22 protein-coding genes are annotated in these 26306 nt (G+C 71.8%); 13 read left to right on the top strand and 9 right to left on the bottom strand.

Features of this window, described 5'->3' with window-relative positions; translation table 11 throughout:
• Positions 1-47: 47 nt before the first annotated feature.
• From ACIPPS_RS20495 to ACIPPS_RS20480, 4 genes are all read left to right on the top strand, one after another.
• Positions 48-1877 carry an acyl-CoA dehydrogenase gene (locus ACIPPS_RS20495; RefSeq protein WP_401433869.1) on the top strand — a complete coding sequence of 610 codons (1830 nt, stop codon included), beginning with the start codon at positions 48-50 and terminating at the stop codon, positions 1875-1877.
• A gap of 186 nt (positions 1878-2063) precedes the next feature.
• Complete coding sequence (locus ACIPPS_RS20490; RefSeq protein ID WP_401433866.1) at positions 2064-3353, top strand: M18 family aminopeptidase; 1290 nt, start codon at positions 2064-2066, stop codon at positions 3351-3353.
• A 76-nt stretch (positions 3354-3429) separates the two neighbouring features.
• On the top strand, positions 3430-3654 hold the full coding sequence (locus tag ACIPPS_RS20485; RefSeq protein WP_401433864.1) for a DUF6458 family protein: 225 nt from the start codon (positions 3430-3432) through the stop codon (positions 3652-3654).
• A gap of 60 nt (positions 3655-3714) precedes the next feature.
• A complete protein-coding gene (locus ACIPPS_RS20480) occupies positions 3715-4068 on the top strand; it encodes a hypothetical protein (RefSeq protein WP_401433861.1) in 354 nt (117 codons plus the stop codon).
• Between the two features lie 265 nt (positions 4069-4333).
• Here the strand turns inward: ACIPPS_RS20480 and ACIPPS_RS20475 are convergent, their stop codons facing one another.
• Positions 4334-6142, bottom strand: a complete 1809-nt coding sequence (locus tag ACIPPS_RS20475) for an NHL domain-containing thioredoxin family protein (RefSeq protein ID WP_401433859.1) — start codon at positions 6140-6142, stop codon at positions 4334-4336.
• 134 nt (positions 6143-6276) lie between these two features.
• Between ACIPPS_RS20475 and ACIPPS_RS20470 the strand changes: the two genes are divergently transcribed.
• Complete coding sequence (locus tag ACIPPS_RS20470; protein WP_401433857.1) at positions 6277-6768, top strand: LURP-one-related/scramblase family protein; 492 nt, start codon at positions 6277-6279, stop codon at positions 6766-6768.
• Between the two features lie 176 nt (positions 6769-6944).
• Here ACIPPS_RS20470 and ACIPPS_RS20465 read toward each other — a convergent pair whose 3' ends face one another.
• Positions 6945-7718: a carbon-nitrogen family hydrolase gene (locus ACIPPS_RS20465; RefSeq protein ID WP_401433854.1), complete on the bottom strand. Its 774-nt coding sequence runs from the start codon at positions 7716-7718 to the stop codon at positions 6945-6947.
• A gap of 179 nt (positions 7719-7897) precedes the next feature.
• On the opposite strand from ACIPPS_RS20465, the gene ACIPPS_RS20460 reads away from it, so the two are divergent.
• Positions 7898-8722, top strand: coding sequence for a maleylpyruvate isomerase family mycothiol-dependent enzyme (locus tag ACIPPS_RS20460; RefSeq protein ID WP_401433852.1), 825 nt, complete (start codon positions 7898-7900; stop codon positions 8720-8722).
• 9 nt (positions 8723-8731) lie between these two features.
• On the opposite strand, the gene ACIPPS_RS20455 is transcribed toward ACIPPS_RS20460, so the two are convergent.
• The 5 genes from ACIPPS_RS20455 to pdhA all read right to left on the bottom strand — a co-directional run bounded on the left by ACIPPS_RS20455 (position 8732) and on the right by pdhA (position 14379).
• Positions 8732-10045, bottom strand: coding sequence for a nitrate/nitrite transporter (locus ACIPPS_RS20455; RefSeq protein ID WP_401433849.1), 1314 nt, complete (start codon positions 10043-10045; stop codon positions 8732-8734).
• Entirely contained in the window at positions 10042-10683 is a 642-nt protein-coding gene (locus tag ACIPPS_RS20450) for a GntR family transcriptional regulator (RefSeq protein ID WP_401433847.1), read from the bottom strand. Before ACIPPS_RS20450 ends, ACIPPS_RS20455 begins: the two co-directional genes overlap by 4 nt.
• Before the next feature lie 104 nt (positions 10684-10787).
• Positions 10788-12170 carry a dihydrolipoamide acetyltransferase family protein gene (locus tag ACIPPS_RS20445; protein ID WP_401434642.1) on the bottom strand — a complete coding sequence of 461 codons (1383 nt, stop codon included), beginning with the start codon at positions 12168-12170 and terminating at the stop codon, positions 10788-10790.
• Positions 12171-12211: 41 nt separating this feature from the next.
• Positions 12212-13192, bottom strand: a complete 981-nt coding sequence (locus ACIPPS_RS20440) for an alpha-ketoacid dehydrogenase subunit beta (protein WP_401433844.1) — start codon at positions 13190-13192, stop codon at positions 12212-12214.
• Positions 13193-13194: 2 nt separating this feature from the next.
• Complete coding sequence (gene pdhA / locus ACIPPS_RS20435; protein WP_401433842.1) at positions 13195-14379, bottom strand: pyruvate dehydrogenase (acetyl-transferring) E1 component subunit alpha; 1185 nt, start codon at positions 14377-14379, stop codon at positions 13195-13197.
• Positions 14380-14716: 337 nt separating this feature from the next.
• On the opposite strand from pdhA, the gene ACIPPS_RS20430 reads away from it, so the two are divergent.
• The 3 genes from ACIPPS_RS20430 (at position 14717) to ACIPPS_RS20420 (ending at position 16962) form a co-directional block, all read left to right on the top strand.
• Positions 14717-15385 (top strand): response regulator, encoded by a 669-nt coding sequence (locus ACIPPS_RS20430; protein WP_401433839.1) that lies wholly within the window; start codon positions 14717-14719, stop codon positions 15383-15385.
• Positions 15386-15513: 128 nt separating this feature from the next.
• Positions 15514-15930: a pyridoxamine 5'-phosphate oxidase family protein gene (locus ACIPPS_RS20425; protein ID WP_401433836.1), complete on the top strand. Its 417-nt coding sequence runs from the start codon at positions 15514-15516 to the stop codon at positions 15928-15930.
• Between the two features lie 15 nt (positions 15931-15945).
• A complete protein-coding gene (locus tag ACIPPS_RS20420) occupies positions 15946-16962 on the top strand; it encodes a phosphotransferase (protein ID WP_401433833.1) in 1017 nt (338 codons plus the stop codon).
• Positions 16963-16987: 25 nt separating this feature from the next.
• Here the strand turns inward: ACIPPS_RS20420 and ACIPPS_RS20415 are convergent, their stop codons facing one another.
• Positions 16988-18562 (bottom strand): protein kinase, encoded by a 1575-nt coding sequence (locus tag ACIPPS_RS20415; protein WP_401433831.1) that lies wholly within the window; start codon positions 18560-18562, stop codon positions 16988-16990.
• Positions 18563-18831: 269 nt separating this feature from the next.
• On the opposite strand from ACIPPS_RS20415, the gene ACIPPS_RS20410 reads away from it, so the two are divergent.
• Complete coding sequence (locus ACIPPS_RS20410) at positions 18832-20463, top strand: protein kinase (protein WP_401433828.1); 1632 nt, start codon at positions 18832-18834, stop codon at positions 20461-20463.
• 170 nt (positions 20464-20633) lie between these two features.
• Here the strand turns inward: ACIPPS_RS20410 and ACIPPS_RS20405 are convergent, their stop codons facing one another.
• Entirely contained in the window at positions 20634-21134 is a 501-nt protein-coding gene (locus ACIPPS_RS20405) for a hypothetical protein (protein ID WP_401433825.1), read from the bottom strand.
• Positions 21135-21776: 642 nt separating this feature from the next.
• On the opposite strand from ACIPPS_RS20405, the gene ACIPPS_RS20400 reads away from it, so the two are divergent.
• The 3 genes from ACIPPS_RS20400 (at position 21777) to ACIPPS_RS20390 (ending at position 26248) form a co-directional block, all read left to right on the top strand.
• Positions 21777-22448: a PadR family transcriptional regulator gene (locus tag ACIPPS_RS20400; RefSeq protein WP_401433823.1), complete on the top strand. Its 672-nt coding sequence runs from the start codon at positions 21777-21779 to the stop codon at positions 22446-22448.
• A gap of 201 nt (positions 22449-22649) precedes the next feature.
• Positions 22650-23384, top strand: a complete 735-nt coding sequence (locus ACIPPS_RS20395) for an ABC transporter ATP-binding protein (protein WP_401433820.1) — start codon at positions 22650-22652, stop codon at positions 23382-23384.
• A complete protein-coding gene (locus ACIPPS_RS20390; protein WP_401433817.1) occupies positions 23381-26248 on the top strand; it encodes an ABC transporter permease in 2868 nt (955 codons plus the stop codon). Before ACIPPS_RS20395 ends, ACIPPS_RS20390 begins: the two co-directional genes overlap by 4 nt.
• The last annotated feature ends 58 nt before the right edge of the window (positions 26249-26306 follow it).

Here is a 26306-nt window from a genome sequence, read left to right as displayed (position 1 = left end):
TACGTGTACGAGGAACCTGCCTCCCCGATCCTTACGGAGCCGTCGCCATGGGGCACTACAAGTCGAATCTCCGCGACATCGAGTTCAACCTCTTCGAGGTGCTCGGGCGCGACAAGGTGTACGGCACCGGTCCGTTCGAGGAGATGGACGTCGAGACCGCCAAGAGCGTCCTGGAGGAGCTGACCCGCCTCTCCGAGAACGAGCTGGCCGAGTCCTTCGCCGACGCCGACCGCAACCCCCCGGTCTTCGACCCCGCGACGAACACCGCCCCGGTCCCGGCGAGCTTCAAGAAGTCGTACCAGGCGTTCATGGACTCCGAGTACTGGCGTCTCGGCCTGCCCGAGGAGATCGGCGGCACCACCTCCCCGCGTTCCCTGATCTGGGCCTACGCGGAGCTGATCCTCGGCGCGAACCCGGCCGTGTGGATGTACTCCTCCGGCCCGGCCTTCGCCGGCATCCTGCACAACGAGGGCAACGACGCGCAGAAGAAGATCGCGCAGATCGCCGTCGAGAAGCAGTGGGGCTCCACCATGGTCCTCACCGAGCCCGACGCGGGCTCGGACGTCGGCGCCGGCCGCACGAAGGCGGTCCAGCAGGAGGACGGCTCCTGGCACATCGAGGGCGTGAAGCGGTTCATCACGTCCGGTGAGCACGACATGTCGGAGAACATCCTCCACTACGTGCTGGCCCGCCCCGAGGGCGCCGGACCCGGCACCAAGGGCCTCTCCCTCTTCCTCGTGCCGAAGTTCCTCTTCGACTGGGAGACCGGCGAGCTGGGCGAGCGCAACGGCGTGTACGCCACGAACGTCGAGCACAAGATGGGCCTCAAGGCATCCAACACGTGCGAGATGACCTTCGGCGACCAGCACCCCGCCAAGGGCTGGCTGATCGGCGACAAGCACGACGGCATCCGCCAGATGTTCCTCATCATCGAGTTCGCCCGCATGATGGTCGGCACGAAGGCGATCTCCACCCTCTCCACGGGCTACCTCAACGCCCTGGAGTACGCCAAGGAGCGCGTCCAGGGCACCGACCTGGCGAACTTCATGGACAAGGCCGCCCCCAAGGTCACCATCACGCACCACCCCGACGTCCGCCGCTCGCTGATGACGCAGAAGGCGTACGCGGAGGGCATGCGCTCGCTCGTCCTCTACACGGCCGCCGTGCAGGACGCGATCCAGGTCAAGGAGGCCGCGGGCGAGGACGCGAAGGCGCTGGTCGGCCTGAACGACCTGCTGCTGCCGATCGTGAAGGGCTACGGCTCCGAGAAGGGCTACGAGCAGCTCGCGCAGTCGCTCCAGACCTTCGGCGGCTCCGGCTTCCTGCAGGAGTACCCGATCGAGCAGTACATCCGGGACGCCAAGATCGACACCCTCTACGAGGGCACCACGGCCATCCAGGGCCAGGACTTCTTCTTCCGCAAGATCGTCCGCGACCAGGGCGCGTCCCTGAACGCGCTGGCCGAGGAGATCAAGAAGTTCCTCGCGGTCGGCACCGGCGGCGAGGAGCTGGCCGGCGCCCGCGACGCGCTCGCCAAGGCGGCCGTCGACCTGGAGGCCATCGTCGGCACGATGCTCACCGACCTCACCGCGACCGGCGAGGACGTCAAGAACATCTACAAGGTCGGCCTCAACACCACCCGTCTGCTGATGGCCTCCGGCGACGTCGTCGTCGGCTACCTGCTGCTGAAGGGTGCGGCCGTCGCCGCCGAGAAGCTGGCCGCCGGCGCCTCCGCCAAGGACCAGGCCTTCTACGCCGGCAAGATCGCGGCCGCGAAGTTCTTCGCCGCGAACGTCCTGCCGGGCGTGGGCGCCGAGCGCGCGCTCGCCGAGGCGGTCGACGGCTCGCTGATGGACCTGGACGAGGCCGCGTTCTAGTACACGACCTGGACCTGGGCGAGGTCGCGTACGCGTACGTGACCCCGTCCACTGAGGAACGGCTCGCTCCCGGGGAGGGGAGTGGGCCGTTCCGTTTTTCCCCGGCCAGCGGCCCCTGAGGGGAGGGGCCGCTTCCGTCTATCGGGGCCCCGGCGCCGCATTCCGGGGCCTGCGTAAGGTGAACCCATGACGAGCACCGCCCGCTTCGACCGCGGCCACACCGACGACCTCATGACGTTCCTGGCGGCTTCCCCGTCGCCGTACCACGCGGTGGCGAACGCCGCCGAGCGCCTGGAGAAGTCCGGCTTCCGCCAGGTCGAGGAGACCGCCGCCTGGGACGGGACGACCGGCGGCAAGTACGTGATCCGCGGCGGCGCGCTCATCGCCTGGTACGTGCCGGAGGGCGCGTCCCCCCACACCCCGTACCGGATCGTCGGCGCCCACACCGACTCCCCCAACCTGCGCGTGAAGCCCCAGCCCGACATGGGCGCGCGCGGCTGGCGCCAGGTCTCCGTCGAGATCTACGGCGGCACGCTGCTGAACACCTGGCTCGACCGCGACCTCGGCCTCGCGGGCCGGCTCACCCTGCGGGACGGCAGCCACCACCTGGTGAACGTGGACCGTGCCGTGCTGCGCGTCCCGCAGCTCGCGATCCACCTCGACCGCCAGGCCAACGAGGGCCTCAAGCTGGAGCGCCAGCGCCACATGCAGCCGATCTGGGGCCTCGGCGACGTCCACGAGGGCGACCTGATCCGCTTCGTCGCGGAGGAGGCCGGCCTGGACGCCGAGGACGTCAGCGGCTGGGACCTGATGGTGCACGCCATCGAGGCCCCCGCCTACCTGGGCCGCGACCGCGAACTCGTCGCCGGGCCCCGCATGGACAACCTGATCTCGGTGCACGCGGGCGTCGCCGCCCTGGCCGCCGTCGCGGGCCGCGCCGACCTCCCGTACATCCCGGTCCTCGCCGCCTTCGACCACGAGGAGAACGGCTCCGAGGCCGACACCGGCGCCCAGGGGCCCCTCCTCGGCAACGTCCTGGAGCGTTCCGTCTACGCCCGGGGCGGTGCCTACGAGGACCGCGCACGCGCCTTCGCGGCCTCCATCTGCCTCTCCTCCGACGTCGGCCACGCGGTCCACCCCAACTACGCCGAGCGCCACGACCCGACCCACCACCCGCGCCCCAACGGCGGCCCGATCCTCAAGGTGAACGTCAACCAGCGGTACGCCACCGACGGCGGCGGCCGGGCCGTCTTCACGGCGGCCTGCGAGAAGGCGGGCGTGCCGTTCCAGTTCTTCGTCTCCAACAACGACATGCCGTGCGGCACGACGATCGGCCCGATCACGGCGGCCCGGCACGGCATCAGCACGGTCGACATCGGCGTGGCCTGCCTCTCGATGCACAGCGCCCGCGAACTCTGCGGCGCGGAGGACCCGTACCTCCTCGCCAACGCGCTGGTCGCCTTCCTGGAGGGATGACGGACGGCCCGGCGGAGGGATGACGGGCGGAAACCCGGGTACCCGATCCCAACTACCCCCTTAGGAGGCGGGATTCATGGGACTGGGAGGGTGCATCATCCTCATAGCCGTCGGCGCGATCCTCACGTTCGCGACGGACTGGGAACTCGACGGCATCAACCTCGACCTGGTGGGACTGATCATGATGGCGGTCGGTCTCATCGGCGTGGCGACCTTCACCAGCATCGCCCGGCGCCGACGGGTCGTCGTTCCGCCGACCGCACCGACGGTCGTCGAGGAGCGGCGCGACCACGGGTACTGAGCCGCCGCGCCCCGCGCGGGGAAACATCCGGGAAAGGTGTCTCCTGGCACCGTCGGCCCCATGGATCTCATGGATCGTCACGAGGGCCCGCCCCGGGGGAAGTTCATCGCCTGCCTCGCCGCGGCCGTGCTGACCGGCACGGCCGTGGCGGGCTACGGCATCGCCACGTTCGACGAACGCCCGCCCTGGGGCACCGACATCGCCTACGAGGGCGGCTACCTGCAGGCCGTCCGGATCCGCAAGGCGGACGTGACCGGGCAGCGCACGCGCGCCCTGCTGGCCGGTGAGTGCGCGAGCATGCAGCGCACGGGGTGGGGCGGCGACCGGGCGGTGCACGACCCGGCCGCCTGGGTCTCCGGCTGCCTGGACGGGGCGGCGAACCGCCCCTCCAGGAACCAGGGACTGGTGCACTAGCACCGCCCGGGTCCCGGCACCGCACTGCCCGCGACGATCCCGGGACCCGGCACCGCACGTGCCGCCGAGGATCCCGGGGCCCGGCACCGCACGTGCCGCCGAGGATCCCGGGGCCCGCCGCTCGCGGCCCTCCGCCTGCGGCCCGCCGCCCTACGCCCGGCGCCCGCCGCCCGGCGCTCGGCCCTCCGCCCGCCGCTCGGCGCCCGCCGCTCGAGGCAGCCTGCCGCCCGCCGCCCTACGCCCGGCGCACGAGGCGCCCGCCGCCTTAGCCGTCCATGCCCGCGAGGATGAGCGGAAGCCGGGATACGCCGTCCGCCGTCACCTTCACCGGAACGCCCCAGTCCTGCTGGTGCACATGGCAGGCCGGGTACTCGTTGGCCGGATCGTCGTCGCAGGACGCCGCCATCGCCGAGACGTGCAGGACGCCCTCGGTGACCGCCGGGTCGAGGTCGAGCTCCCGGAACAGGTCCGTACCCGTACCCTCGCCGCCGCGCAGCAGCTCCGGCGGGGTCGAGGAGACGAGGAGCCGGGTGGAGGGGCCGTAGCGCTCGTCCAGCTTCTGGCCCGTCGGCGCCTGGAAGACCACGTCGAGCCGGAGGCGGCCGGGCGCGACCTCGGTGGCCTCACGCTGCGTGCGATGGGCGACCGCCTCGACCTGGACCGCCTCCTCGGGCAGCCGCAGCCGGGTGAGCCGGTGCCGGGCCGACTCGACGACGACGATCTCGTCCCCGGCGAGGACGGCGTCGCTCGGCTCGCGCAGGTCCGTCGCCAGCGTCGTCACCTCGCCGGTCGCGGGGTCGAAGCGGCGCAGGGCGTGGTTGTAGGTGTCGGCGATCGCGACCGAGCCGTCGGGCAGGGCCGTGACGCCCAGCGGGTGCTGGAGCAGCGCCTGGCCGGCGGCGCCGTCGCGGTGGCCGAAGTCGAAGAGGCCGGTGCCGACGGCGGTGTGGACGACGCCCTCGGGGTCGATCCAGCGGACGGCGCTCGTCTCGGAGTCCGCGATCCACAGCCGGTCCTCGGTGGCCGCGAGCCCCGAGGGCTGCGCGAACCAGGCCTCGGCGGCCGGGCCGTCGACCAGTCCCTCGTTGGTCGTACCGGCGGCGACCCCCACGGTGCCCGTCTCGGGGTCGTACGTCCATAGCTGGTGGACTCCGGCCATGGCGATCCACACCTTGCCCTGCCACCAGGCCACGTCCCACGGCGAGGACAGGTCCACGTCGAGGGCGGGGCCGGAGGTCGGCGACCCCTGCCACCACTGCTTCCCGGTGCCGGCGATCCGCTCGATCGCACCGCTCGCGGGGTCGTACGTGCGCAGCGCGTGGTGCACGGTGTCGGCGACGACGACCTTGCCGTCGGGCAGCAGCGCGAGCCCCTGCGGCTCGCGGAACTCGCCCTCCCCGATCCGCCGCACCAAAGTCTCGCCGTCCGGCTCCAGCTCGACGAGCTGGTGACGGGTGGTGTCGGAGACGAGGAAGTTGCCGTTCGCCAGGAGGACGGCCTTCCCGGGGAAGCGCAGGTCGGTCGCGACCGGCTCCGGCGCCACGTACGGCCCGTCCCCGCGCCGCAGCGTCCCCTTGGCCTCGTGCTCGGCCTCCAGCTCCTCCACGAGCGTCCGGATCGCGTTGGCGTGCCCCTCGCCCGCGTGCTGGGCGACGACGTACCCCTCGGGGTCGATGACGACGAGCGTCGGCCAGGCCCGTACGGCGTACTGCTTCCAGGTCGCCAGCTCGGGGTCGTCGAGGACCGGGTGGTGCACCTCGTACCGCTCGACGGCGTCGACGACGGCCTGGTGCTCGGCCTCGTGCACGAACTTCGGCGAGTGCACCCCGACGATCACCAGCGTGTCGCGGTGCTTCTCCTCCAGGTCACGGAGCTCGTCGAGGACGTGCAGGCAGTTGATGCAGCAGAAGGTCCAGAAATCGAGGATCAATATGCGACCTCGGAAGTCGGCGAGCTGCAGATCCTTCCCGCCGGTGTTGACCCAGCCCCCCTTGCCGATCAGCTCGGGGGCACGGACACGGGCACGCTTGCGGGGTGCGGGCGCGGGGGTGGGCGCCTGGGCAGCATCGTTCATCCTTCAAGCTTGCCATCCGGGTACGAACACCGGATCACGCGCACATGGCGGCGCCGGGCCGGCGCGTTGGGTCTCCCGCCGGGTGGCTCGTTCGCACGGAGTAGACCGCTGTCCGGCGGGGAACGCATCTCGGCATGAAATATCTCGTACGGGACAAAATCTTCGCGATCGGCGACGACTACTGGATCGAGGACGAGCACGGCGACCACGCCTTCCTCGTCGACGGCAAGGCCATGCGGCTGCGCGACACGCTGGAGCTGAAGGACCCGCTGGGGCAGGTCCTGGTCACGCTGCGGCAGAAGATGTTCAGCCTGCGGGACGCGATGACCGTCGAGCGGGACGAGCGGCCGCTCGCCACCCTCCGCAGGAAGCGGCTCTCGCTGCTCCGCAACCACTACCGCGTCACCCTCGTCGACGGGACCGAACTGGACGTCAGCGGACGGATCCTGGACCGGGAGTTCACCGTCGAGTACGACGGCGAACTCCTCGCCCACATCTCCCGCCACTGGTTCCGCGTCCGCGACACGTACGCCGTGAACGTCGTCCGCGAGGACGCCGACGTGGCTCTGCTCATCGCCGTCGCGGTGTGCGTGATCCGGATGGCGGAGCGGGAGAGGGAGGACTAGGCGCCCGACCAGGCACCCGACCAGGCACCCCTGCGGCAGAATCCCCGCGGCACCGTTCCCGCGGCACCATCCCCGCGGCGGAAAGCCCTCCGGCTGAGGGCCCAGCGGCAGAAAGCCCTCCGGCTGAGGGCCCAGCGGCAGAAGGCCCCACGGCTGAGGGCCCAGCGGCAGAAGGCCTACAGCACCCGGTCCTTCAGCGCCGGGAACTGCTCCCTCGTCGTCGTCACCCGCGCCGGGTCCAGCTCGACGCGCAGGGTCTCCTCGCCCGGGCCCGCCTCCGCGAGGACCTCGCCCCAGGGGTCCACGACGATCGAGTGGCCCGCCTGCTCCACGCCCGCGTGGGTGCCGGCGGTGCCGCAGGCCAGCACGTAGGCCTGGTTCTCCACCGCCCGCGCCTGCGCCAGCAGCGTCCAGTGGGCGCGGCGGCGGGCCGGCCAGCCCGCCGGGACGACGAAGGCCTGGGCGCCCGCGTCCACCAGGCCCCGGAAGAGCTCGGGGAAGCGCAGGTCGTAGCAGGTGCCGACGCCCACGGTGAGTTCCGGGAGGGCGACCGTCACCAGTTCGTCGCCGGCCCCCATCATCACGGCCTCGCCCTTGTCGAAGCCGAAGCGGTGGATCTTCCGGTAGCGCGCGGCCAGTTCCCCGGCCGGGGAGAAGAAGAGGGAGGTGTTGAAGAGCTCCCCCTCCGCCGCCTCGACGATCGAGCCCGCGTGCAGCCAGACCCCCGCGTCACGGGCGGCCGCCGCCATCGCCTCGTACGTCGGACCGTGCAGCGGCTCCGACTCCGCGGCGAAGGACTCGTAGGCGAACGCGCCCATCGGCCACAGCTCCGGCAGGACCACGAGGTCCGCGGCGCCGCGCTCCGCGCGCACCAGGTCGGCCACCCGCGCACGGCGCGAAACGACCGGTTCGTCCGGGTCTACTGCGATCTGGATGAGGGAGGCGCGCACACTACCACCGTCCTGGCATTCGAGCCGTCAACACGGGCCTACGATCGTCACACGAAAGCACTGCCGGGGTGCCTTCGGGCAGCGTAACTTAGCGTCCGAGCCTCCCACGCAGTCTTGTCTCCAGCCCGCCTGTCCGCTCGATCGTCAGCCCGTGCACCGCAGAACCGCCGAGGGGTCCCGTGACCGTCCATCCCAGCCTCCAGACCTACGCCGACGCCTGGACCCACTCCATCGAAGCGATATCCGAGCTGGTGCAGCCGCTCGTGGAAGGCGAATGGAACCGCGCGACACCGTGCCCGGGCTGGTCGGTGCGCGACATCGTGTCGCATGTGATCGGCATGGAGTGCGAGATGCTGGGCGATCCGCGCCCCATCCACTCGCTGCCCCGCGATCTCTACCATGTACGCAGTGAGTTCGCCCGCTACATGGAGATGCAGGTCGATGTGCGGCGGCACCACACCGGCCCCGAGATGACCTCGGAGCTGGAGTACATCCTGATCCGCCGTGCCCGTCAGCTGCGCAACGAGAACCGCGGGCCCGAGCATCTGATCCGCGCCCCCCTCGGCGCCGAGCAGACGCTCGAAGTGGCCTACCGGATGCGCGCCTTCGACGTCTGGGTCCACGAGCAGGACCTGCGGGCCACCCTCGGCCGGCCGGGCAACCTGGACTCCCCCGGGGCGCTGGTGACCCGGGACACCCTGCTCGCGGGGCTGCCGAAGGTCGTCGCGAAGGACGCGGGCGCGCCCCCGAACTCGGCGGTCGTGGTCGATGTGCACGGTCCGGTGGAGTTCCTGCGGACGGTCCGGGTGGACGCCGAGGGCCGCGGTTCGGTCGACGGGGCGCCGTCACTGGGGCCCGCGGTGACGCTGGCGCTCGACTGGGAGACGTACGTGCGCCTGGCCTGCGGACGGGTGCGGCCGGCGGCCGTCGCCGACCGGATCAAGATCGAGGGTGACGTCGAGCTGGCCCAGGCCATCCTGGACAACTTCGCCGTCACCCCCTGAAGGCCGGCCCTACGCCGGTACGTGCACGGCCTCCACGCGGCTGGCGACCAGGCGCTCCTTCTCCCGCCGTGCCGTACGGGACTTCAGCCGCAGGATCTGCACGACGCCCAGCGCCTCCAGGACGAAGACCGACGCGAAGGCGATCCGGTAGTTGTCGCCCGTCGCGTCGAGGAGGATGCCGACCGCGAGCAGTGTCGTCATCGAGGCGGTGAAACCGCCCATGTTGACGATTCCGGAGGCCGTGCCCTGACGCTCCGGCGGGTTGGCGGGGCGGGCGAAGTCGAAGCCGATCATCGAGGCGGGTCCGCAGGCGCCGAGCACCGCGCACAGTGTGATCAGGAGCCACATCGGCGCCCGGTCGCCGGGGTACGCGAGGGTGGCGCCCCACAGCAGCGCGGTCGCCGCGACCGTACCGAGGGCGAGCGGGGCCCTGGCGGTGTGGTGGCGGGCGATGATCTGCCCGTACGTGAGGCCCACGACCATGTTGGAGAGCACGACGAGCGTCAACAGCTCGCCGGCGACGCCCTGGGAGAGGCCCTGCGCCTCGACCAGGAACGGCAGGCCCCACAGCAGCAGGAACACCATCGCCGGGAACTGGGTCGTGAAGTGCACCCACATGCCGAGCCGGGTGCCCGGCTCCCGCCAGGACTCGGCGATCTGGCGGCGGACGAAGGCTGCTCCGGCGTGCGGCGCGGGCGGCGGTTCGTGGCCCTCGGGGTGGTCCTTGAGGAAGAGCAGCAGCAGGACGAGGACGACGGCGCCCGCGATCGAACTGCCGACGAAGGTGGCCGTCCAGCCGAGGTCGTGCAGAGCGCGGGCGATGAAGATCGTCGAGACGAGGTTGCCGGCCATCCCGAAGAGCGCGGCGACCTGGGCGATGAAGGGGCCGCGCCGGGCGGGGAACCAGCGGGTGCCGAGCCGCAGCACGCTGATGAAGGTCATCGCGTCGCCGCAGCCCAGCAGGGCGCGGGCGGCGAGCGCGGTGCCGTACGAGGGGGAGAGCGCGAAGCCCAGCTGCCCGACGGTGAAGAGCACGACGCCGATGGTCAGCACCTTCTTGGTGCCGAGCCGGTCGACCATGAGACCGACGGGTATCTGCATGCCGGCGTAGACCAGCAGCTGGAGGATGGAGAAGGTGGAGAGCGCGGACGCGTTGACGTCGAAGCGGTCGGCGGCGTCGAGTCCGGCGACGCCCAGGGACGTACGGAAGATGACGGCGACGAAGTAGACGGCGACGCCGACGCCCCAGACGAGGGTGGCGCGCCGGCCGCCGGGCGGGTCACCGGGGAGGGTGACGGCGGATCCGTATCCGTCGCGGCTCACCGGTCGTCACCCCGGACCAGGTCCTTGACCCAGCTCAGATGCCGGCGGACGCAGTGGGCCGCGCCCTCGGTGTCACCGGCCTTGATCCGCTCCAGGATCTCGGCGTGCTCGGTGATGTTCTTGGCGATCCGGTCGGGCTGCGACTGCATGACGGCGACGCCCATCCGCAGCTGACGGTCGCGCAGCTGGTCGTAGAGGCGGGCGAGGATCTGGTTGCCGGCGTGCTTGACGATCTCGGCGTGGAAGGAGCGGTCGGTGACGGCGACCTCGGCGAGGTCCCCGGCCTCGGCCCGCCGTTTCTGCTCCTCCAGGAGCTCCTCGAGCCGCTCGACGAGCGCGGCCGACGCGGGGACGGCGCGGCGTACGGCGAACTCCTCGACGAGCAGCCGGGTCTCGACGACATCGGCGATCTCCTGCGCGGAGACGGCGAGGACGAGGGCGCCCTTCTTGGGGTAGAGCTTGAGCAGCCCTTCCATCTCCAGCTTCAGCAACGCTTCCCGTACGGGGGTCCGGGACACCCCCACGGCCTGGGCGAGCTCGCCCTCGGTCAGCAGCGTCCCGCCCTCGTAACGGCGGTCGAGGACGGCCTGCTTGACGTGCATGTAGACGCGGTCGGCTGCGGGAGGCGCGGAAGGCATGCGCACAGCATAGATACAACAGGGGTGCAACAGGCAGGCCCGTCCGCGATGCGGACGGGCCTGGCCTCAGGGAGGCGTCACGGGCGACCACCTCGCCCAGCCACTCAGCTCCAGGTCATCAGGCGCTTCGGCTGCTCCAGGATCGCGGCGACGTCCGCCAGGAACTTGGAGCCGAGCTCGCCGTCGACCAGCCGGTGGTCGAAGGAGAGAGCCAGCGTGGTGACCTGACGCGGCCTCACCTTGCCCTTGTGGACCCAGGGCTGGAGCTTGATCGCGCCGACCGCCAGGATCGCGGACTCGCCCGGGTTCAGGATGGGCGTACCGGTGTCGACGCCGAAGACGCCGACGTTGGTGATGGTGAAGGTGCCTCCCTGCATCGCCGCCGGGGTCGTCTTCCCGTCGCGCGCGGTGGCGACCAGCTCGCTCAGGGAGCGCGACAGCTCCGGCAGCGTCTGGGCGTGCGCGTCCTTGACGTTCGGCACGATCAGACCGCGCGGGGTGGCCGCGGCGATCCCCAGGTTGACGTAGTGCTTGAGCACGATCTCCTGGTTCGCCTCGTCCCAGGCCGCGTTGATCTCCGGGTTGCGCCGGACGGCGACCAGGACGGCCTTGGCGATGAGGAGCAGCGGGTTGACCCGCAGACCCGCCATGTCCTTGTCGGACTTGAGCTCCTCGACCAGCTTCATCGTGCGCGTGATGTCGAAGGTGATGAACTCGGTGACGTGCGGTGCGGTGAAGGCCGAGCCGACCATCGCCGCCGCCGTGGCCTTCCGTACACCCTTGATCGGCGTACGCGTCTCCCGGGCGTCCGGGGACACCACGGTCGCGGGGGCCGGCGCGGACACCGCGGCCGGGGCCGCGACGACGGGCGCGGGGGCCTCGACGGCCGGCGCCGGGGCGGCGGCCGCGTGGACGTCCTCGCGGGTGATGATCCCGTCCGGGCCGGTCGGCGTGATCGCCGCCAGGTCCACGCCCAGGTCCTTGGCCAGCTTCCGTACCGGCGGCTTGGCCAGCGGGCGGGCGGCGGTCGCGGTGCCGGCCGTGGCGGCCGTCCCGCCGTGGCCGTTCAGCTCGCCCTGGATCGCGGCGGCGGCCTGCGCGGGCACGCCCCCGCCCTTGCGCGCACGGCGCTTGGTCGAGCTGGCGGCCACGCCGTACCCGACCAGAACCGGCTGCCGGCCCTGCGGCTCGGCCTCCTCGGCCGGCTCCTCGACCGGAGCCTCCACGGGCGCCTGGGCGACCGGGGCCTGCGCCGCCGGGACGTCCCCGCCGATGTTCACCGAGATGATCACCTGGCCGACGTCGACCGTCGTGCCCTCGGGGAAGCACAGCTCGTGGACGGTGCCGTCGAACGGGATCGGCAGCTCGACGGCCGCCTTCGCCGTCTCGACCTCGCACACGACCTGGCCGTCGGTGACGGTGTCACCCGGCTGCACGTACCACTTGAGGATCTCGGCCTCGGTGAGGCCCTCGCCCACGTCGGGCATCTTGAATTCGCGGATCGTCACGATGCTCTCCTCCCAGCCCGTCAGTACGCCAGCGAGCGGTCGACGGCGTCGAGCACGCGATCCAGACCCGGCAGGTACTCCTCCTCCAGGCGCGCCGGCGGATACGGCGCGTGGTAGCCGCCGACCCGCAGGACGGGGGCCTCCAGGTGGTAGAAGCAGCGCTCGGTGATCCGGGCGGCGATCTCCGCGCCCGAGCCGTAGAAGACCGGGGCCTCGTGGACCACGACCAGGCGGCGGGTCTTCTCGACCGAGGTCTGGATGGTGTCGAAGTCGATCGGGGACATCGAGCGCAGGTCCAGGACCTCGATCGACTTGCCCTCCTCCTGGGCGGCCGCGGCCGCCTCCAGGCAGACCTTCACCATCGGGCCGTACGCGGCGAGCGTGACGTCACTGCCCTGGCGCGCCACCCGGGCCTTGTGCAGCTCGCCCGGGATGGCCTCGGTGTCGACCTCGCTCTTGTCCCAGTAGCGGCGCTTGGGCTCGAAGAAGATGACCGGGTCGTCGCTCTGGATGGCCTGCTGGAGCATCCAGTACGCGTCCGACGAGGTGGACGGCGAGACGACCTTGAGGCCGGCGACATGCGCGAAGAGCGCCTCGGGGGACTCCGAGTGGTGCTCGACGGCGCCGATGCCACCGCCGTACGGGATCCGGATGACGACCGGCATCTTGATCTTGCCGAGCGCGCGGGCGTGCATCTTGGCGAGCTGGGTGACGATCTGGTCGTACGCGGGGAAGACGAAACCGTCGAACTGGATCTCCACGACGGGCCGGTAGCCGCGCAGGGCCAGGCCGATCGCGGTGCCGACGATGCCGGACTCGGCGAGCGGGGTGTCGATGACCCGGTCCTCGCCGAAGTCCTTCTGCAGACCGTCGGTGACCCGGAAGACACCGCCGAGCTTGCCGACGTCCTCGCCCATGATGAGGACCTTGGGGTCGGCGTCGAGGGCCGTGCGGAGCGACTCGTTGATCGCCTTGGCCAGGGGAAGCTTCTGTACAGCCATGGTTACTTGACCTCGCCCTCAGCCGCGGAGTCCGCGAACGACGCCTGGTAGGCGGCGAACTGCGCCCGCTCCTCGTCGACGAGCGCGTGCCCGTCCGCGTAGACATTCTCGAAGATCGCCATGTGGTCCGGGTCGGGCATGGCACGGACACCCTCGCGGACGCGCTTGCCGAGCGTCTCGCTCTCCGTCTCCAGCGCCTCGAAGAAGGCGGCGTCGGCGTGGCCCTCGCGCTCCAGGTACGCCTTGAGGCGCAGGATCGGGTCCTTCGCCTCCCAGGCCTCGCGCTCCTCGTCGGCGCGGTACTTGGTCGGGTCGTCGGAGGTGGTGTGGGCGCCCATGCGGTACGTGAACGCCTCGACGAGGGTCGGGCCCTCGCCGCGGCGGGCGCGCTCCAGGGCCGAGCGGGTCACGGCCAGGCAGGCGAGGACGTCGTTGCCGTCGACGCGGACGCCCGGGAAGCCGAAGCCCTGGGCGCGCTGGTAGAGCGGCACACGGGTCTGCTTCTCGGTGGGCTCGGAGATCGCCCACTGGTTGTTCTGGCAGAAGAAGACGACGGGCGCGTTGTAGACCGCGGAGAAGGTGAAGGACTCGGCGACGTCTCCCTGACTGGACGCGCCGTCACCGAAGTACGCGATCACGGCGGAGTCCGCGCCGTCCTTGGCGACGCCCATGGCGTAGCCGGTGGCGTGCAGGGTCTGCGAGCCGATGACGATCGTGTACAGGTGGAAGTTGTTGGTGTTGGGGTCCCAGCCACCGTGGTTCACACCGCGGAACATGCCGAGGAGGTTCGTCGGGTCCACCCCGCGGCACCAGGCGACGCCGTGCTCCCGGTACGTCGGGAAGACGTAGTCGTCGTCGCGCAGGGCCCGGCCGGAGCCGATCTGTGCCGCCTCCTGGCCGAGCAGCGAGGCCCACAGTCCCAGCTCGCCCTGGCGCTGCAGCGCGGTGGCCTCGGCGTCGAAGCGGCGGGTGAGGACCATGTCCCGGTAGAGGCCGCGCAGCTCGTCGGCGCTCAGGTCGATGTCGTACTCGGGGTGCTGGACGCGCTCCCCTTCGGGCGTCAGCAGCTGAACAAGCTCGGGCTCCGAAGTCTGGGACTTCTTGGCGCTCGCGCTGGCGCTGGCCGTGCGCTTGGTGCCGCTGCTGCGTCGCGTCGTCTTGCGCGCGGCAGTGCTCTCCACGGTCACGTGCGTACTCCTCCGTCGGTCCGGCCCCCGGGGTTGCCGGGAAAGGCCAGTGCGGCTCGCCTTGTCCGGACGTGCGCACGGGGTGGGTGCGACTCGGCCGGGTCGGGCGTGACAGGTGCCCCGGCGAGCGCCCTGTCATAGGCACGTTACCCACTGCTTCACATTACTGCGAAACCCCATTTGACCTGCGATTTTGCTTGGATTTCCAAGTAAATCGAGAAATACGGGAACAGTAGCTGGTCAGCGCGCTGGCAACAGCCTCGCGGGCCGCCGGAACACGGGCACGTTATCCCGCGCACCCCGGGCACGGGAAGAGCCAATATGTGAGACTGACTGCGTGCGCGAAGATGGAAAAATCCGGGTATTTCTGCTGGACGACCACGAAGTCGTCCGGCGCGGCGTCCACGAGCTGCTCTCCGTGGAGGACGACATCGAGGTGGTCGGGGAGGCGGGCACGGCGGCGGACGCCCTCGTCCGGATTCCCGCGACGCGCCCCGATGTGGCCGTGCTCGACGTGCGGCTGCCGGACGGCAGCGGCGTCGAGGTCTGCCGTGAGGTGCGTTCGCAGAACGAGGACATCAAGTGCCTGATGCTCACCTCGTACGCCGACGACGAAGCGCTTTTCGACGCGATCATGGCCGGGGCCTCGGGATATGTCCTCAAGGCCATTCGCGGCAACGAACTGCTATCCGCGGTACGGGACGTGGCGGCGGGGAAGTCCCTGCTCGACCCGGTCGCGACCGCCCGCGTCCTGGAACGACTGCGGGACGGAAACAACCCCAAGGGTGACGACAAACTCGCCCATCTGACGGAACAGGAGCGCAAGATCCTGGATCTGATCGGCGAGGGCCTGACCAACCGGGCCATCGGCGAACGGCTCCACCTGGCGGAGAAGACCATCAAGAACTACGTCTCCAGCCTGCTGTCGAAGCTGGGCATGGAGCGTCGTTCGCAGGCCGCGGCCTACGTGGCCCGTATGCAGGCCGGCGCCGAGCGGCACCACTGAGGACGCGGGGAGCACGGGTACCCGTTCGGCCCGACCCGGTGCGGACCCCGATTCGGGACCTACGTCCCCGGCGACGCGGGGCAGGCGCCCCTTTCCCGGCGGTCAGCCGGTGGCGGAGAGTGGAACCCATGTCCACCGAGGAGATCCGCGCCATCGAGCTGCTGAGCCGCGTCTCGTACGGCAGGGTGGCGACGAGCATGCGCGCGATGCCGTTCGTCGCCCCCGCCCGGCACATCGTGGACGACGGCCGCGTCCTGCTGCGCATGCACCGCGGCCTCGGCTACCACCGGGCCTGCGCGGGCAGCGTCGTCGCCTACGGCGCGGACAACTTCGACTCCGGCGCGGAGAACCTCTGGTCCGTGCAGTTCACCGGCACCGCCGAGGTCGTCGAGCCGACCGAGGAACAGCTCGCCGCCTTCGGCCCCGCGCCGCAGGTCGTCGACGGCGAACCCTTCGACCCGGTCTTCATGCGCGTCGAGCCCCAGTTCGTCACCGTGCACCAGCTCGACTACACCACCGAGCGACATCTCCGGCACGTAGCGTGATCTAACATCTGGGGAGTGCCGCGCTCATCTGAAACGCTCGCTCCGCCCGTCGGTGTCCTGCTGCGCCGCTACCGCGAGGCCGGCGAGCCGCTCTCCTGCGAACCGGTCACCCAGGGCCTCCTCAACCGCGGCTACCGCCTCTGCACCACCCGTGGCGCCTACTTCCTGAAGCAGCACCTCGACGCCCCGACCGCCGACCGGGACACCATCAGCCGCCAGCACCGCGCCACCCAGCGCCTGCACGCCCTCGGTCTGCCCGTCGCCCCGCCGCTCGCCGACGCCGCCGGCCGCACGGTCGCCGTCATCGGCGGCCACTGCTACGCCCTGCACCCCTGGATCGACGGCCGCCACCGCGACGGCGCCCAGCTCTCCACGGGCGGTTCACGGCGCCTCGGCGCGCTCCTCGGGCACGTCCACACCTGCCTGGAGCAGGTCATGGAGTCCCCGCCGCCCGGCGACGGGCACCAGAGCGCCCACCCCGAGGACACCCTCCGCGTCATCGACGAGCTCCTCCGCCTCGCCCGCGCCCACCGCCCCCGCACCGGCTTCGACGTGCTCGCCGAGCACCGGCTGCTCGAACGCCGGGGACTGCTCGCCGAGCACGCCCACCGCCGCCCGCCCCGGGCCGCCTCGGCCGGCTGGGTGCACGGCGACTTCCACCCGCTGAACCTGCTCTACCGGGGCGCCGAACCCGCCGCGATCGTCGACTGGGACCGCCTCGGCGTCCAGCCCCGCGCCGAGGAGGCCGTCAGGGCCGCCGCCATCTTCTTCGTACGACCGGCGGGCGAGCTGGCGCTGGAGAAGGTGCGGGCGTACGCGCGGGCCTACCGGCGGGCGGCGGGCGCGGACGAGGCGGAGCTGGCGTCGGCGGTGCACCGGGTGTGGTGGGAGCGGCTCAACGACTTCTGGATACTGCGCTGGCGCTACCAGCTCCACGACCGAAGGGCCGACCCGCAGTTTCCTGCGGCGTCGGCCCTGGCGGTGTGGTGGACCCGCGAGTACGAGGCGGTACGCGACGCGTTCGCCGGGTGACGGCCCACGGCCGCCCGGGGGTGGGTCAGGGGGTGGTGGCGCCGGGGCCGCCGCCGGTGGGCTGCCCGGTGTTCCCCTCGATGGTCGCCGGCGGGTCCGTGTTCTCGTCGGTCGGGGTGCCGGTCGGCTCGTCCGTGGGCTCACCCGTGGCGCCGCCGTCGTCCGAACCGTCGTCCGTCGGCGTCGGCTGGGTGGTCGGCGGAGTGGTCTGCGGGGTCGTCGGGGGCGTCGTCGACGGGGTCCACGAAGGCGTCCAGTTGTCCTGGTTGCCGCCCGTCGACCCCCCGTCGGGCTCCTGGGTCTCCTCGGTCGGCTCCTGCGAGGGACTCGGGCTCTCCGAGGTCGGCGTCGGCGAGGTCGTCACGGGCGTCTTCGGCTTGTTGCTGCCCGGGTCGCCCGCCTTGTCCAGCGCGTACACGACACCTGCCACGATCGCGATCAGCGCGAGCGACAGGAACAGCAGCACCTTGCCGCGCCCGCCCTTGCTCCCGCCCTGGTGGCCGTAGCCGCCGTGGCCCGCGCCGTCGTAGCCGCCGTCGTCCGGGTTGACCGGCGGCAGGATCGGGCGCTGCGCGGTCTCGTGGTGCATCGGGTGCCCCATCGCCGTCGTCGCCGCGACGCCGCCGATCGGGGTGTGGCCGCCCTCGTGCACCTCGACCGGACCGGTGTTCCACGTGCCGGTGTGGCCGCCAGCCTGCTGGAGCATCTGCAGGCTGTACTGGATCAGCCCGCGCATCTCCTCGGCGCTCTGGAACCGGTCGTCCGGCTCCTTGGCCAGCGAGCGCATCACCAGGCCGTCGAGCTCCGGCGGCGAGGCCTGGGCGACGTCGGACGGCGGGATCGGCGCGTCCTGCACGTGCTGGTAGACCACCGAGAGCGGGGTCTCGCCGGTGAACGGGGGACGCAGCGCCAGCAGCTCGTAGAGCAGACAGCCGGTGGCGTACAGGTCGGAGCGGTGGTCGACGGCCTTGCCGAGGGCCTGCTCGGGGGAGAGGTACTGCGGCGTGCCCATGACCATGCCGGTCTGGGTCATCGTCGACTGCGCGCCGTGCAGGGCGCGCGCGATGCCGAAGTCCATCACCTTCACCGCACCGCCGTGCGTGATGATCACGTTCGCCGGCTTGATGTCCCGGTGCACGATGCCGTGCTGGTGGGAGTAGGCGAGCGCCTCCAGGACACCGGAGACGATGATCAGGGCCTGCTCGGGGCCCGGCGCCTCGGCGCTGATCAGCAGGTCCCGGATGGTGCGGCCCTCGACCAGCTCCATCACGATGTACGGCACGGACTGGCCGCCGACGACGTCCTCGCCGGAGTCGTACACCGCGACGATCGCGTGGTGGTTGAGCCCGGCGACGGACTGCGCCTCGCGCGTGAAGCGGGCCTTGGAGACCGGGTCCTCGGCGAGGTCGGAGCGGAGCAGCTTGACGGCGACGGTGCGTCCGAGCCGGACGTCCTCGGCGGCGAACACCTCGGCCATGCCACCGCGCCCGAGGCGGTGCGTGAGCCGGTACCGTCCGTCACCGACCACTCCGCCCTCGCCCCAGGACTCCGCCGCAGCGCCCGACAGGCCGCCGCCGCCTGCTTCGGATTCGGGTGCCATCAGTCCTCGCCGTCATGTGTCTGTCGTGTGGAGCCGTGCCGTCGTCACGCTACAGGCTTCGTCCGACACCACGGTCCGAGTGGACCGGCCATCCAACCCCTTGTGCGTACGCCGCCGCAAATTCTGGTCGGTTCGTGTAACGCTTCCGAGACGCTTCTTGCGCGGAGGGTCACGGAACGGGCATGCGGCTTGACGTGTCGGTGCCCTGGGGCAGACTTGGCCAGGAAATTCACGATCAGCGCCGCCACGCGCGCGTAGGGGGAGCACGAATGAGCCAGGACGGCGCCCAGGGCCGCTATGCGGGCGGTTCGGTCGCGAACGGCCGGTACCAGCTGCGCGACCTGCTCGGCGAAGGCGGCATGGCCTCCGTCTACCTGGCGTACGACAGCGCGCTCGACCGGCAGGTCGCCATCAAGACGCTGCACACCGAACTCGGCCGGGAACAGTCGTTCCGCGAGCGGTTCCGGCGCGAGGCGCAGGCGGTCGCGAAGCTTTCGCACACGAACATCGTCTCGGTCTTCGACACCGGTGAGGACACCCTCGACGGCTCCGTCATGCCGTACATCGTCATGGAGTACGTGGAGGGTCAGCCGCTCGGCTCGGTCCTGGCCGACGACGTACGGCAGTTCGGCGCGATGCCCGCGGACAAGGCGCTCAAGGTGACCGCCGACGTCCTCGCCGCCCTCGACACCAGCCACGAGATGGGCCTGGTCCACCGGGACATCAAGCCCGGCAACGTGATGATGACCAAGCGCGGCGTGGTCAAGGTGATGGACTTCGGCATCGCGCGCGCCATGCAGTCCGGTGTCACCTCCATGACGCAGACGGGCATGGTCGTCGGCACGCCGCAGTACCTCTCCCCCGAGCAGGCCCTCGGCCGCGCGGTGGACGCCCGCTCCGACCTGTACTCGGTCGGCATCATGCTGTTCCAGCTGCTCACGGGCCGGCTGCCGTTCGACGCGGACTCGCCGCTGGCCATCGCGTACGCGCACGTGCAGGAGGAGCCGGTCGCCCCGTCCTCCATCAACCGCTCGGTCAGCCCGGCGATGGACGCGCTCGTCGCCCGCGCGCTGAAGAAGAACCCGAACGAGCGTTTCCCGAGCGCCTCCGCGATGCAGGACGAGTGCCTGCGTGTGCTGTCGGCGGGGCAGACGGGCGCGCCGATCATCGTCGCGGGCGGACCGGTCAGCAGCGGTGCGGGCGTGGGCTCGGCGGTCTTCCCGCCGATCGGCACCCCGCCGCCCGCGACCCACGGCGTTCAGCACCCGTACCAGCAGCCGACGCCGCAGCCGTCTCCCTACGGTCCGCCGACCCCGGCCCCGACCTACGGGTACCCGCAGCAGGCGCAGACCCCGCCGCCGTCGCCGATGTACCAGACGCCGACCCCCGGGCCGTACGGTCCCGCGCCGCAGAATCCGACGGTGGGGGGCGCGTCCGGGGGTTCCGCAGGAGGCTCCCGGCGGGGCGGGCCGATGATCGTGGGCGCGGCGGTCGCCGCCCTGCTCGTCATCGGTGGCGTGATCCTCGCGGTCAACCTGAACAAGGACGACGACCCGGGGAACAACGCGGGCGGCGACCCGAGCCAGAGCCAGTCGGTCGCGCCGGGGCACAAGGGTCCCGACCTGACGAAGACCATCGACAAGAAGAAGTGCACCGAGCCGAGGGAGTCGAGCGACGACCCCTCGAAGTTCGAGATCCCCGACTTCACGTACAAGAACATCCAGTCGGTGAAGGACTGCATCCAGGCCGCCGGCTGGAAGCTCACCAAGCAGACCCCGGTGGACGAGGCGACGTACGGCGAGGGCACGGTGCTCAGCCAGTACCCGCCGGCCGGTGAGGACGCTGCGAAGGACGACGCCGAGTTCACCCTGGAGTACTCGACCGGCAACCCGCCGCAGTAGCCCCGTCGCGTGATCAGCCCTCCCGGACGGGTTTCCGGGAGGGATCTTCGGACGGTTTTCTCTGGCGGCCTTCGGTGGGCGTCATCCGTGCGCGGGCGCCCGGATGCCGGAATTGTCCCGCTATGTGACGCTGAGTTGGATACCTCGGCGGCTCGGCACGGGAGGGGGGGTCACCCAGTGACTCCAGGACTCCGCGGCACGCGGACGCGGGCATTGCGGGTGCGGGTGATGCGGGTGCACGTCATGCGGGTGCAGATCATGCGTATGCGGGCCGGGCGGGTGCGGCTCCCTCGGGCGCGGCGGGCGCGGGCGCTGCGGGCGCGGGCGCTGCGGGCGCGCGTCCGGGCGGGTGCGCTGCGCCGGCGGGCGCCGTGGGCATCGCTTCTGCGGACGCCTGCGCCGCGGGCTCCTGCGCCGCGGGCTCCTGCGCCGCGGGTGCCCGTGTCGCGGTGGCGGGCGCTCGGCCCGCTGGTCGCGTGTGGGCTGATGGTCGGCGCCGGACCGGTGGCGTACGGGTACGAGCGGCCCGGTCCGGCCTCCGCGTCGGCGCCCCGGGCCTCGTCGCCCTCCTTCTCGTCCTCGTCCTCCTTCTCGTCCTCGCCCTCGTCCTCATCCTCGTCCTCCTCGTGGACGCCCTCGAAACGAGGCCCCCGTGCATCGGCGTCGGCCACGTCGAGGCCCCCGACCCCCTCCGGCTCCCCTCCCTCCCCCTCCTCGACCGCCCCCGCCTGGACCGGCCGCCCCATCCCCGGCGCCTCCGGCCCGCCCCGCGCGTCCACCTCCGCCGCGCCCGCGCCCCCGGGGTCGGCGTCGGCCTCCGCGCCCCCCGGACCCGTCCCCTCCGGTTCGCTGGCCGGCCGTCCCGCCGGGGTGGGCCGCGAGCGGCCCGGCCGACCCGCCGCACCGCCGAGGCCGAGCGGAGCGGACGCGTCCGTCGACCCGTCTCGTACCAAAACCGCAACAGCCGAGGAGCCTTCGCAGGAGCCGCGCGAGGAGGCGGACGAGACCGCCGAAGCGGTACCGGAGACGGACGCCACGGATTCCGCTTCGCCGCCCGCGAGCGCGCCGGCCGCGGCGCCCCGGATCGGCGCCCGTACCGCCGCCACCTCGTCTCACCGGCAGATTCCCGTGGTCACGCTCGGCGCCGGGCTCGCGCTGATGGGGCTCGGGATCGGCTTCCTCGGCCTCCGGATGCGGCGCCGCTGAGGGGCCCCCATCCCCCGCACGACCGCGTCCGTCCCCCTTGAGGCGGACGCGGAAGCTCCGTCTCAGGTCGCTTGTCGGCGTCGACATACTCGGTATACATACTGAGTATGTCGATCCGCCACGGGCTTCTCGCCCTCCTCGAACGCGGGCCTCGCTACGGCTCGCAGCTCCGCACGGAGTTCGAGTCCCGCACGGGCTCCACCTGGCCGCTCAACGTCGGCCAGGTCTACACGACCCTGAACCGTCTCGAACGGGACGGCATGGTCGCGCAGGACGGCGAGGACGAGGCCGGTCATGCCCTCTACTCGATCACCGACGGCGGTCGCGAAGAGCTGCGGACCTGGTTCGAGAAGCCCGTGGACCGCACCAGCCCGGCCCGTGACGAGCTCGCCATCAAGCTCGCCATGGCCGTCGGAGCGCCCGGGGTCGACATCCGGAACGTCATCCAGTCCCAGCGCCGGCACACCGTGAAGGCGATGCAGGACTACACCCGGCTCAAGGCGCAGGCGCTCACCGCGCTGGAGAGCGGCCGGTCCCAGGAACGCGACGACGTCGCCTGGCTCCTCGTCCTGGAACAGCTCATCTTCCAGACCGAGGCCGAGGCCCGCTGGCTCGACCACTGCGAGGCCCGGCTGATCCGGCTCTCGACGACCGCCGTCGGCGCGGCGGACGCCCCGCCTCCGGAGCCCGCCGACCCGGCGACACCCGCGTCACGGCACGCGACCTCGCCCGCGCCACCGACCTCCGACGAGGCGCACCGCCCGGCGCGACTGCGCTGACCCCGCGGCCGCGGCTCCCGGGCGGCTCCCGGGCGGCTCCCGGGCGGCTCCCGGGCCGTGTGACCCGGCGGCCTGTCCGGCGCCACCTCTCCATCCGTTCCTTCCGTTTCTTCCGTCTCGTCCGTCCCATCCGTTTCATCCGCACCAGCCGCTCCGTACGAGAACGCCGTCCGCGTCCGTACGCCCAAGGGGGACCCCTCCATGTCCACAGCGCAGCCCGTGCTGCAACTCCAGAACCTGACCCGCGTCCATGGCTCCGGCGCCACCGAGGTGCACGCCCTGCGCGGCATCGACCTCGCGGTCTACCCCGGTGAACTCGTCGCCGTCATGGGCCCGTCCGGCTCCGGCAAGTCGACCCTGCTGACCATCGCGGGCGGCCTCGACATCCCCACCTCCGGCCGGGTGATCGTCGAGAACACCGACATCACCACCGCCGACCGCAAGGCGCTCGCCGCCCTGCGCCGCCGCAGCATCGGGTACGTCTTCCAGGACTACAACCTCATCCCGGCGCTGACCGCCGCCGAGAACGTCGCCCTGCCCCGCGAGCTGGACGGCGTCTCCGCCCGCAAGGCCCGCGTCGAGGCCGTGGCCGCGCTGGAGGAGATGGACCTCGGGCACCTCGCCGACCGCTTCCCCGACGAGATGTCCGGCGGCCAGCAGCAGCGCGTGGCCATCGCCCGCGCCCTCGTCGGCGACCGGCGCCTGGTCCTCGCCGACGAGCCCACCGGCGCCCTGGACTCCGAGACCGGCGAGTCCGTCCTCGCCCTGCTGCGCTCGCGCTGCGACGCCGGGGCGGCGGGCGTCCTCGTCACCCACGAACCGCGGTTCGCCGCCTGGGCCGACCGGGTCGTCTTCCTGCGGGACGGCGCCGTCGTCGACCAGACCGTGCGCAGCGAGGCCGACTCGCTCCTCTCCGGCCAGGCGGGCGAGCGGTGAACAACTGGCTCCACTCCTGGCGCGCCGCGGTCCGTATCGCCCGCCGTGACGCCTGGCGGTCCAAGGGACGCAGTTTCCTCGTCCTCGCGATGATCGCCCTGCCCATCCTCGGCGTCAGCGCCGCCGACCTGACCCTGCGCAGCTCCCAGCTCTCCCCCGAGGAGAACCTGAGCCGGAAGATCGGCGCCGCCGACGCCCGGTTCACCGACGCCTCCGTGAACGGCGTGCCGATCCTCCAGCAACCGGACGGCGAGTCGAGCACGACCGCCGAGGACTACGGGGACAGGGTCTGGCCGAGCGGCCCGACCGATGTCACCAAGACCTTCCCGGCCGGCGCGACGGTCCTCACGGACAGCACGGGCAGCGCCAAGCTGACCACCGCCCACGGCCTGCTCCAGAGCGAGGTCCGTGAGCTGAAGGCCGCCGACCCGATCGCCCGGGGGATCATGAGCCTCCAGGACGGCCGCTTCCCCGAGAAGGCCGACGAGGTCGCCGCGACCACGCACTTCCTGGAGACCAGCGGGCTGGGCATCGGCTCCACGCTCTCCGCGCGCGGCGACGACCGGACCTTCCGCATCGTCGGCTCATACGAGCTCCCCAACGACCTGAAGACCCACCAGATCAACGTTCTCCCGGGCGCCTTCCTCGCCTCGTACGCCAAGACGATCGCGAAGAGCGGACTGAACGGGGGCGAGGCCTTCACGACGTACCTGGTGAAGTCCGCCGGTGGTTTCACGTGGAACGACGTCCAGAAGATCAACACCAAGGGTGTGGCCGTCACCTCCCGTGCCGTGCTCCTGGACCCGCCCGCCAAGGCCGACGTGCCGCTCTACCAGAAGGAAGGCTGGGGGGACTTCGAGACCAGCGCGGGCGCCCAGGCCGCCGAACTCGCCGCGGCCGGCACGATCGTCGGCCTCGCCATGCTGGAGATCTGCCTGCTGGCCGGGCCCGCGTTCGCCGTGGGCGCCCGCCGCTCGCGCCGTCAGCTCGGCCTCGTCGGCGCCAACGGCGGCGACCGTCACCACATCCGCGCCATCGTGCTGAGCGGCGGCCTCGTCATCGGTTTCGCGGCGGCCGTCACCGGCACCGTGCTCGCGCTGATCCTGACGTTCGCACTCCAGCCCGTCCTCGAAACCGCGATGGGCCAGCGGTTCGGCTCCCTCGACATCCGCCCGCTGGAACTGCTCGGCATCGCGTTCATCGCCGTGCTGACCGGCCTGCTGGCCGCGATCGTCCCGGCCGTCACCGCGTCCCGGCAGACCGTCCTCGCGTCACTGACCGGCCGCCGCGGTGTCCGCCGCAGCAGCCGTGTCCTGCCGCTGGTCGGCCTGGGCGCCCTGCTCCTGGGCGGTGCGATCGCGCTCTACGGCTCGGTGATCTCCGACCAGTTCGCGATCGTCGCGGCCGGCAGCGCCCTCGCCGAGCTCGGTGTCGTCGCCATGACGCCGGCCCTGGTGGGTCTCTTCGGCCGCGCCGGCCGCTGGCTGCCGCTCTCCCCGCGCCTCGCGCTGCGGGACGCGGTCCGCAACCGGGGCCGTACGGCACCCGCCGTCGCCGCCGTGCTCGCCGCGGTCGCCGGCACGGTCGCCGTCTCCACGTACACGGCCAGCCGCGAGGCCCAGAACGAGGCCGGCTACACGGCGAGTCTCCCGCACGGCGCGGTCTCCGCGCTCGTGATGGAGGACGGCGGCCGGGACGTTCCGGCGGTGCGGGACGCCGTGCAGCGGCTGCTGCCCGTCGACTCCCGCGCGGACGTCCAGCGCGTCCAGGTCGGCAAGCCTAGCTGCGCCCCGTACAGCGAGAGCCCGGGCTGTGGCCGCTACGAGATGGTCATCCCGAAGGCCAACGAGTGCCCCCTGTGGGCGAGCACCGACGACGGCTCGGACCCGGCCGCGAAGTTCACCAAGGAGCAGCGCCGCACGTTCGCCGAGGGCTGGCGCTGCAAGGAGAACAGCGGCGGTGACCTGCCCGGCAACGTGTACGTCGAGGGGGGCCTGCTGATCGGCGACGTCGCGCTCCTGAAGGTCCTCGGCGTCACGGACGCGGGCGCGGAGAAGGCCCTCGCCGAGGGGAAGGTCGTCTCCTTCGCCAAGGCCCCGATCGACGCGGCCGGGAAGATCAGCATCAAGGTGATCGCCGACAACAAGAAGGCGAACGAGGCTCAGCAGGAGAACAAGCCGGTCCCCGGCGAGGTCACGACCCTCCCCGCCCACCTGGTGACCGGGCAGAACGCCTACGGCGTGCGGGCTCTCCTCACCCCGGAGGCCGCCAGGACGGCCGGCTTCACCGCCGTACCCCTCGGCTCGTTCTTCTCCACCGACACGATGCCCGGCGCCGAGCAGCGTCAGAAGCTCGACGGGGAGATCGCCAAGATCGGCAGCGAGGTCGCCTTCCACGTGGAGGAAGGATTCGTCAGCGACATGAGCATCGTGCTCCTGGCCCTGACCGTCTTCGCCGGCCTCGTCACCATCGGCGCCGCGGGTATCGCCACCGGCCTCGCGCAGGCCGACGCCGAGGCCGACCTGAAGACCCTGTCCGCCGTCGGCGCGCCCCCGCGGGTCCGCCGTACCCTCAGCGGCTTCCAGTGCGGGGTGGTCGCCGCGATGGGCGTGATCCTCGGATCGGCGGCCGGAGTGCTCCCGGCGATGGGGCTGCGGCTCACCGAGGAGCGCCAGGAGCTGCGGTTCTACCAGGAGAGCCTCGACAACGGCTGGGGCACGACGTCGGACGTGCCGTACGTCCCGATCGTCGTCCCCTGGGAGACGCTCGCGGCGCTGCTGATCGCCGTACCGCTCGGTGCCGCGCTCCTGGCAGCCCTGGTGACCCGCTCGCGCGGGGCCCTGGCCCGCCGCGAAGCCGCCTGACGGGTCCCGCGACGCACGGCGAAGGTCCGTGCACGGTCCGTTGCCGTCCTGTGCCCCT

Origin of the sequence: Streptomyces sp. NPDC090127, assembly GCF_044746945.1 — a bacterium.
In the GTDB taxonomy this organism is placed as follows: domain Bacteria; phylum Actinomycetota; class Actinomycetes; order Streptomycetales; family Streptomycetaceae; genus Streptomyces.
The sequence above is the reverse complement of the archived record's forward strand: the minus strand, read 5'-3'. Positions and strand labels throughout refer to the sequence as shown.

Excerpts from the sequence above, each read along its gene's own strand:
- ACIPPS_RS20445 (WP_401434642.1), bottom strand. The coding sequence starts at position 12,170 with ATGCCCGACGTGGGCGAGGGCCTCACCGAGGCCGAGATCCTCAAGTGG.
- ACIPPS_RS20495 (WP_401433869.1), top strand. The coding sequence starts at position 48 with ATGGGGCACTACAAGTCGAATCTCCGCGACATCGAGTTCAACCTCTTC.
- ACIPPS_RS20425 (WP_401433836.1), top strand. The coding sequence starts at position 15,514 with ATGTCCACCGAGGAGATCCGCGCCATCGAGCTGCTGAGCCGCGTCTCG.
- ACIPPS_RS20450 (WP_401433847.1), bottom strand. The coding sequence starts at position 10,683 with ATGCCTTCCGCGCCTCCCGCAGCCGACCGCGTCTACATGCACGTCAAG.
- ACIPPS_RS20480 (WP_401433861.1), top strand. The coding sequence starts at position 3,715 with ATGGATCTCATGGATCGTCACGAGGGCCCGCCCCGGGGGAAGTTCATC.
- ACIPPS_RS20470 (WP_401433857.1), top strand. The coding sequence starts at position 6,277 with ATGAAATATCTCGTACGGGACAAAATCTTCGCGATCGGCGACGACTAC.
- ACIPPS_RS20475 (WP_401433859.1), bottom strand. The coding sequence starts at position 6,142 with ATGAACGATGCTGCCCAGGCGCCCACCCCCGCGCCCGCACCCCGCAAG.
- ACIPPS_RS20395 (WP_401433820.1), top strand. The coding sequence starts at position 22,650 with ATGTCCACAGCGCAGCCCGTGCTGCAACTCCAGAACCTGACCCGCGTC.
- ACIPPS_RS20410 (WP_401433828.1), top strand. The coding sequence starts at position 18,832 with ATGAGCCAGGACGGCGCCCAGGGCCGCTATGCGGGCGGTTCGGTCGCG.
- ACIPPS_RS20440 (WP_401433844.1), bottom strand. The coding sequence starts at position 13,192 with ATGGCTGTACAGAAGCTTCCCCTGGCCAAGGCGATCAACGAGTCGCTC.
- ACIPPS_RS20400 (WP_401433823.1), top strand. The coding sequence starts at position 21,777 with ATGTCGATCCGCCACGGGCTTCTCGCCCTCCTCGAACGCGGGCCTCGC.
- ACIPPS_RS20490 (WP_401433866.1), top strand. The coding sequence starts at position 2,064 with ATGACGAGCACCGCCCGCTTCGACCGCGGCCACACCGACGACCTCATG.
- ACIPPS_RS20485 (WP_401433864.1), top strand. The coding sequence starts at position 3,430 with ATGGGACTGGGAGGGTGCATCATCCTCATAGCCGTCGGCGCGATCCTC.
- ACIPPS_RS20415 (WP_401433831.1), bottom strand. The coding sequence starts at position 18,562 with ATGGCACCCGAATCCGAAGCAGGCGGCGGCGGCCTGTCGGGCGCTGCG.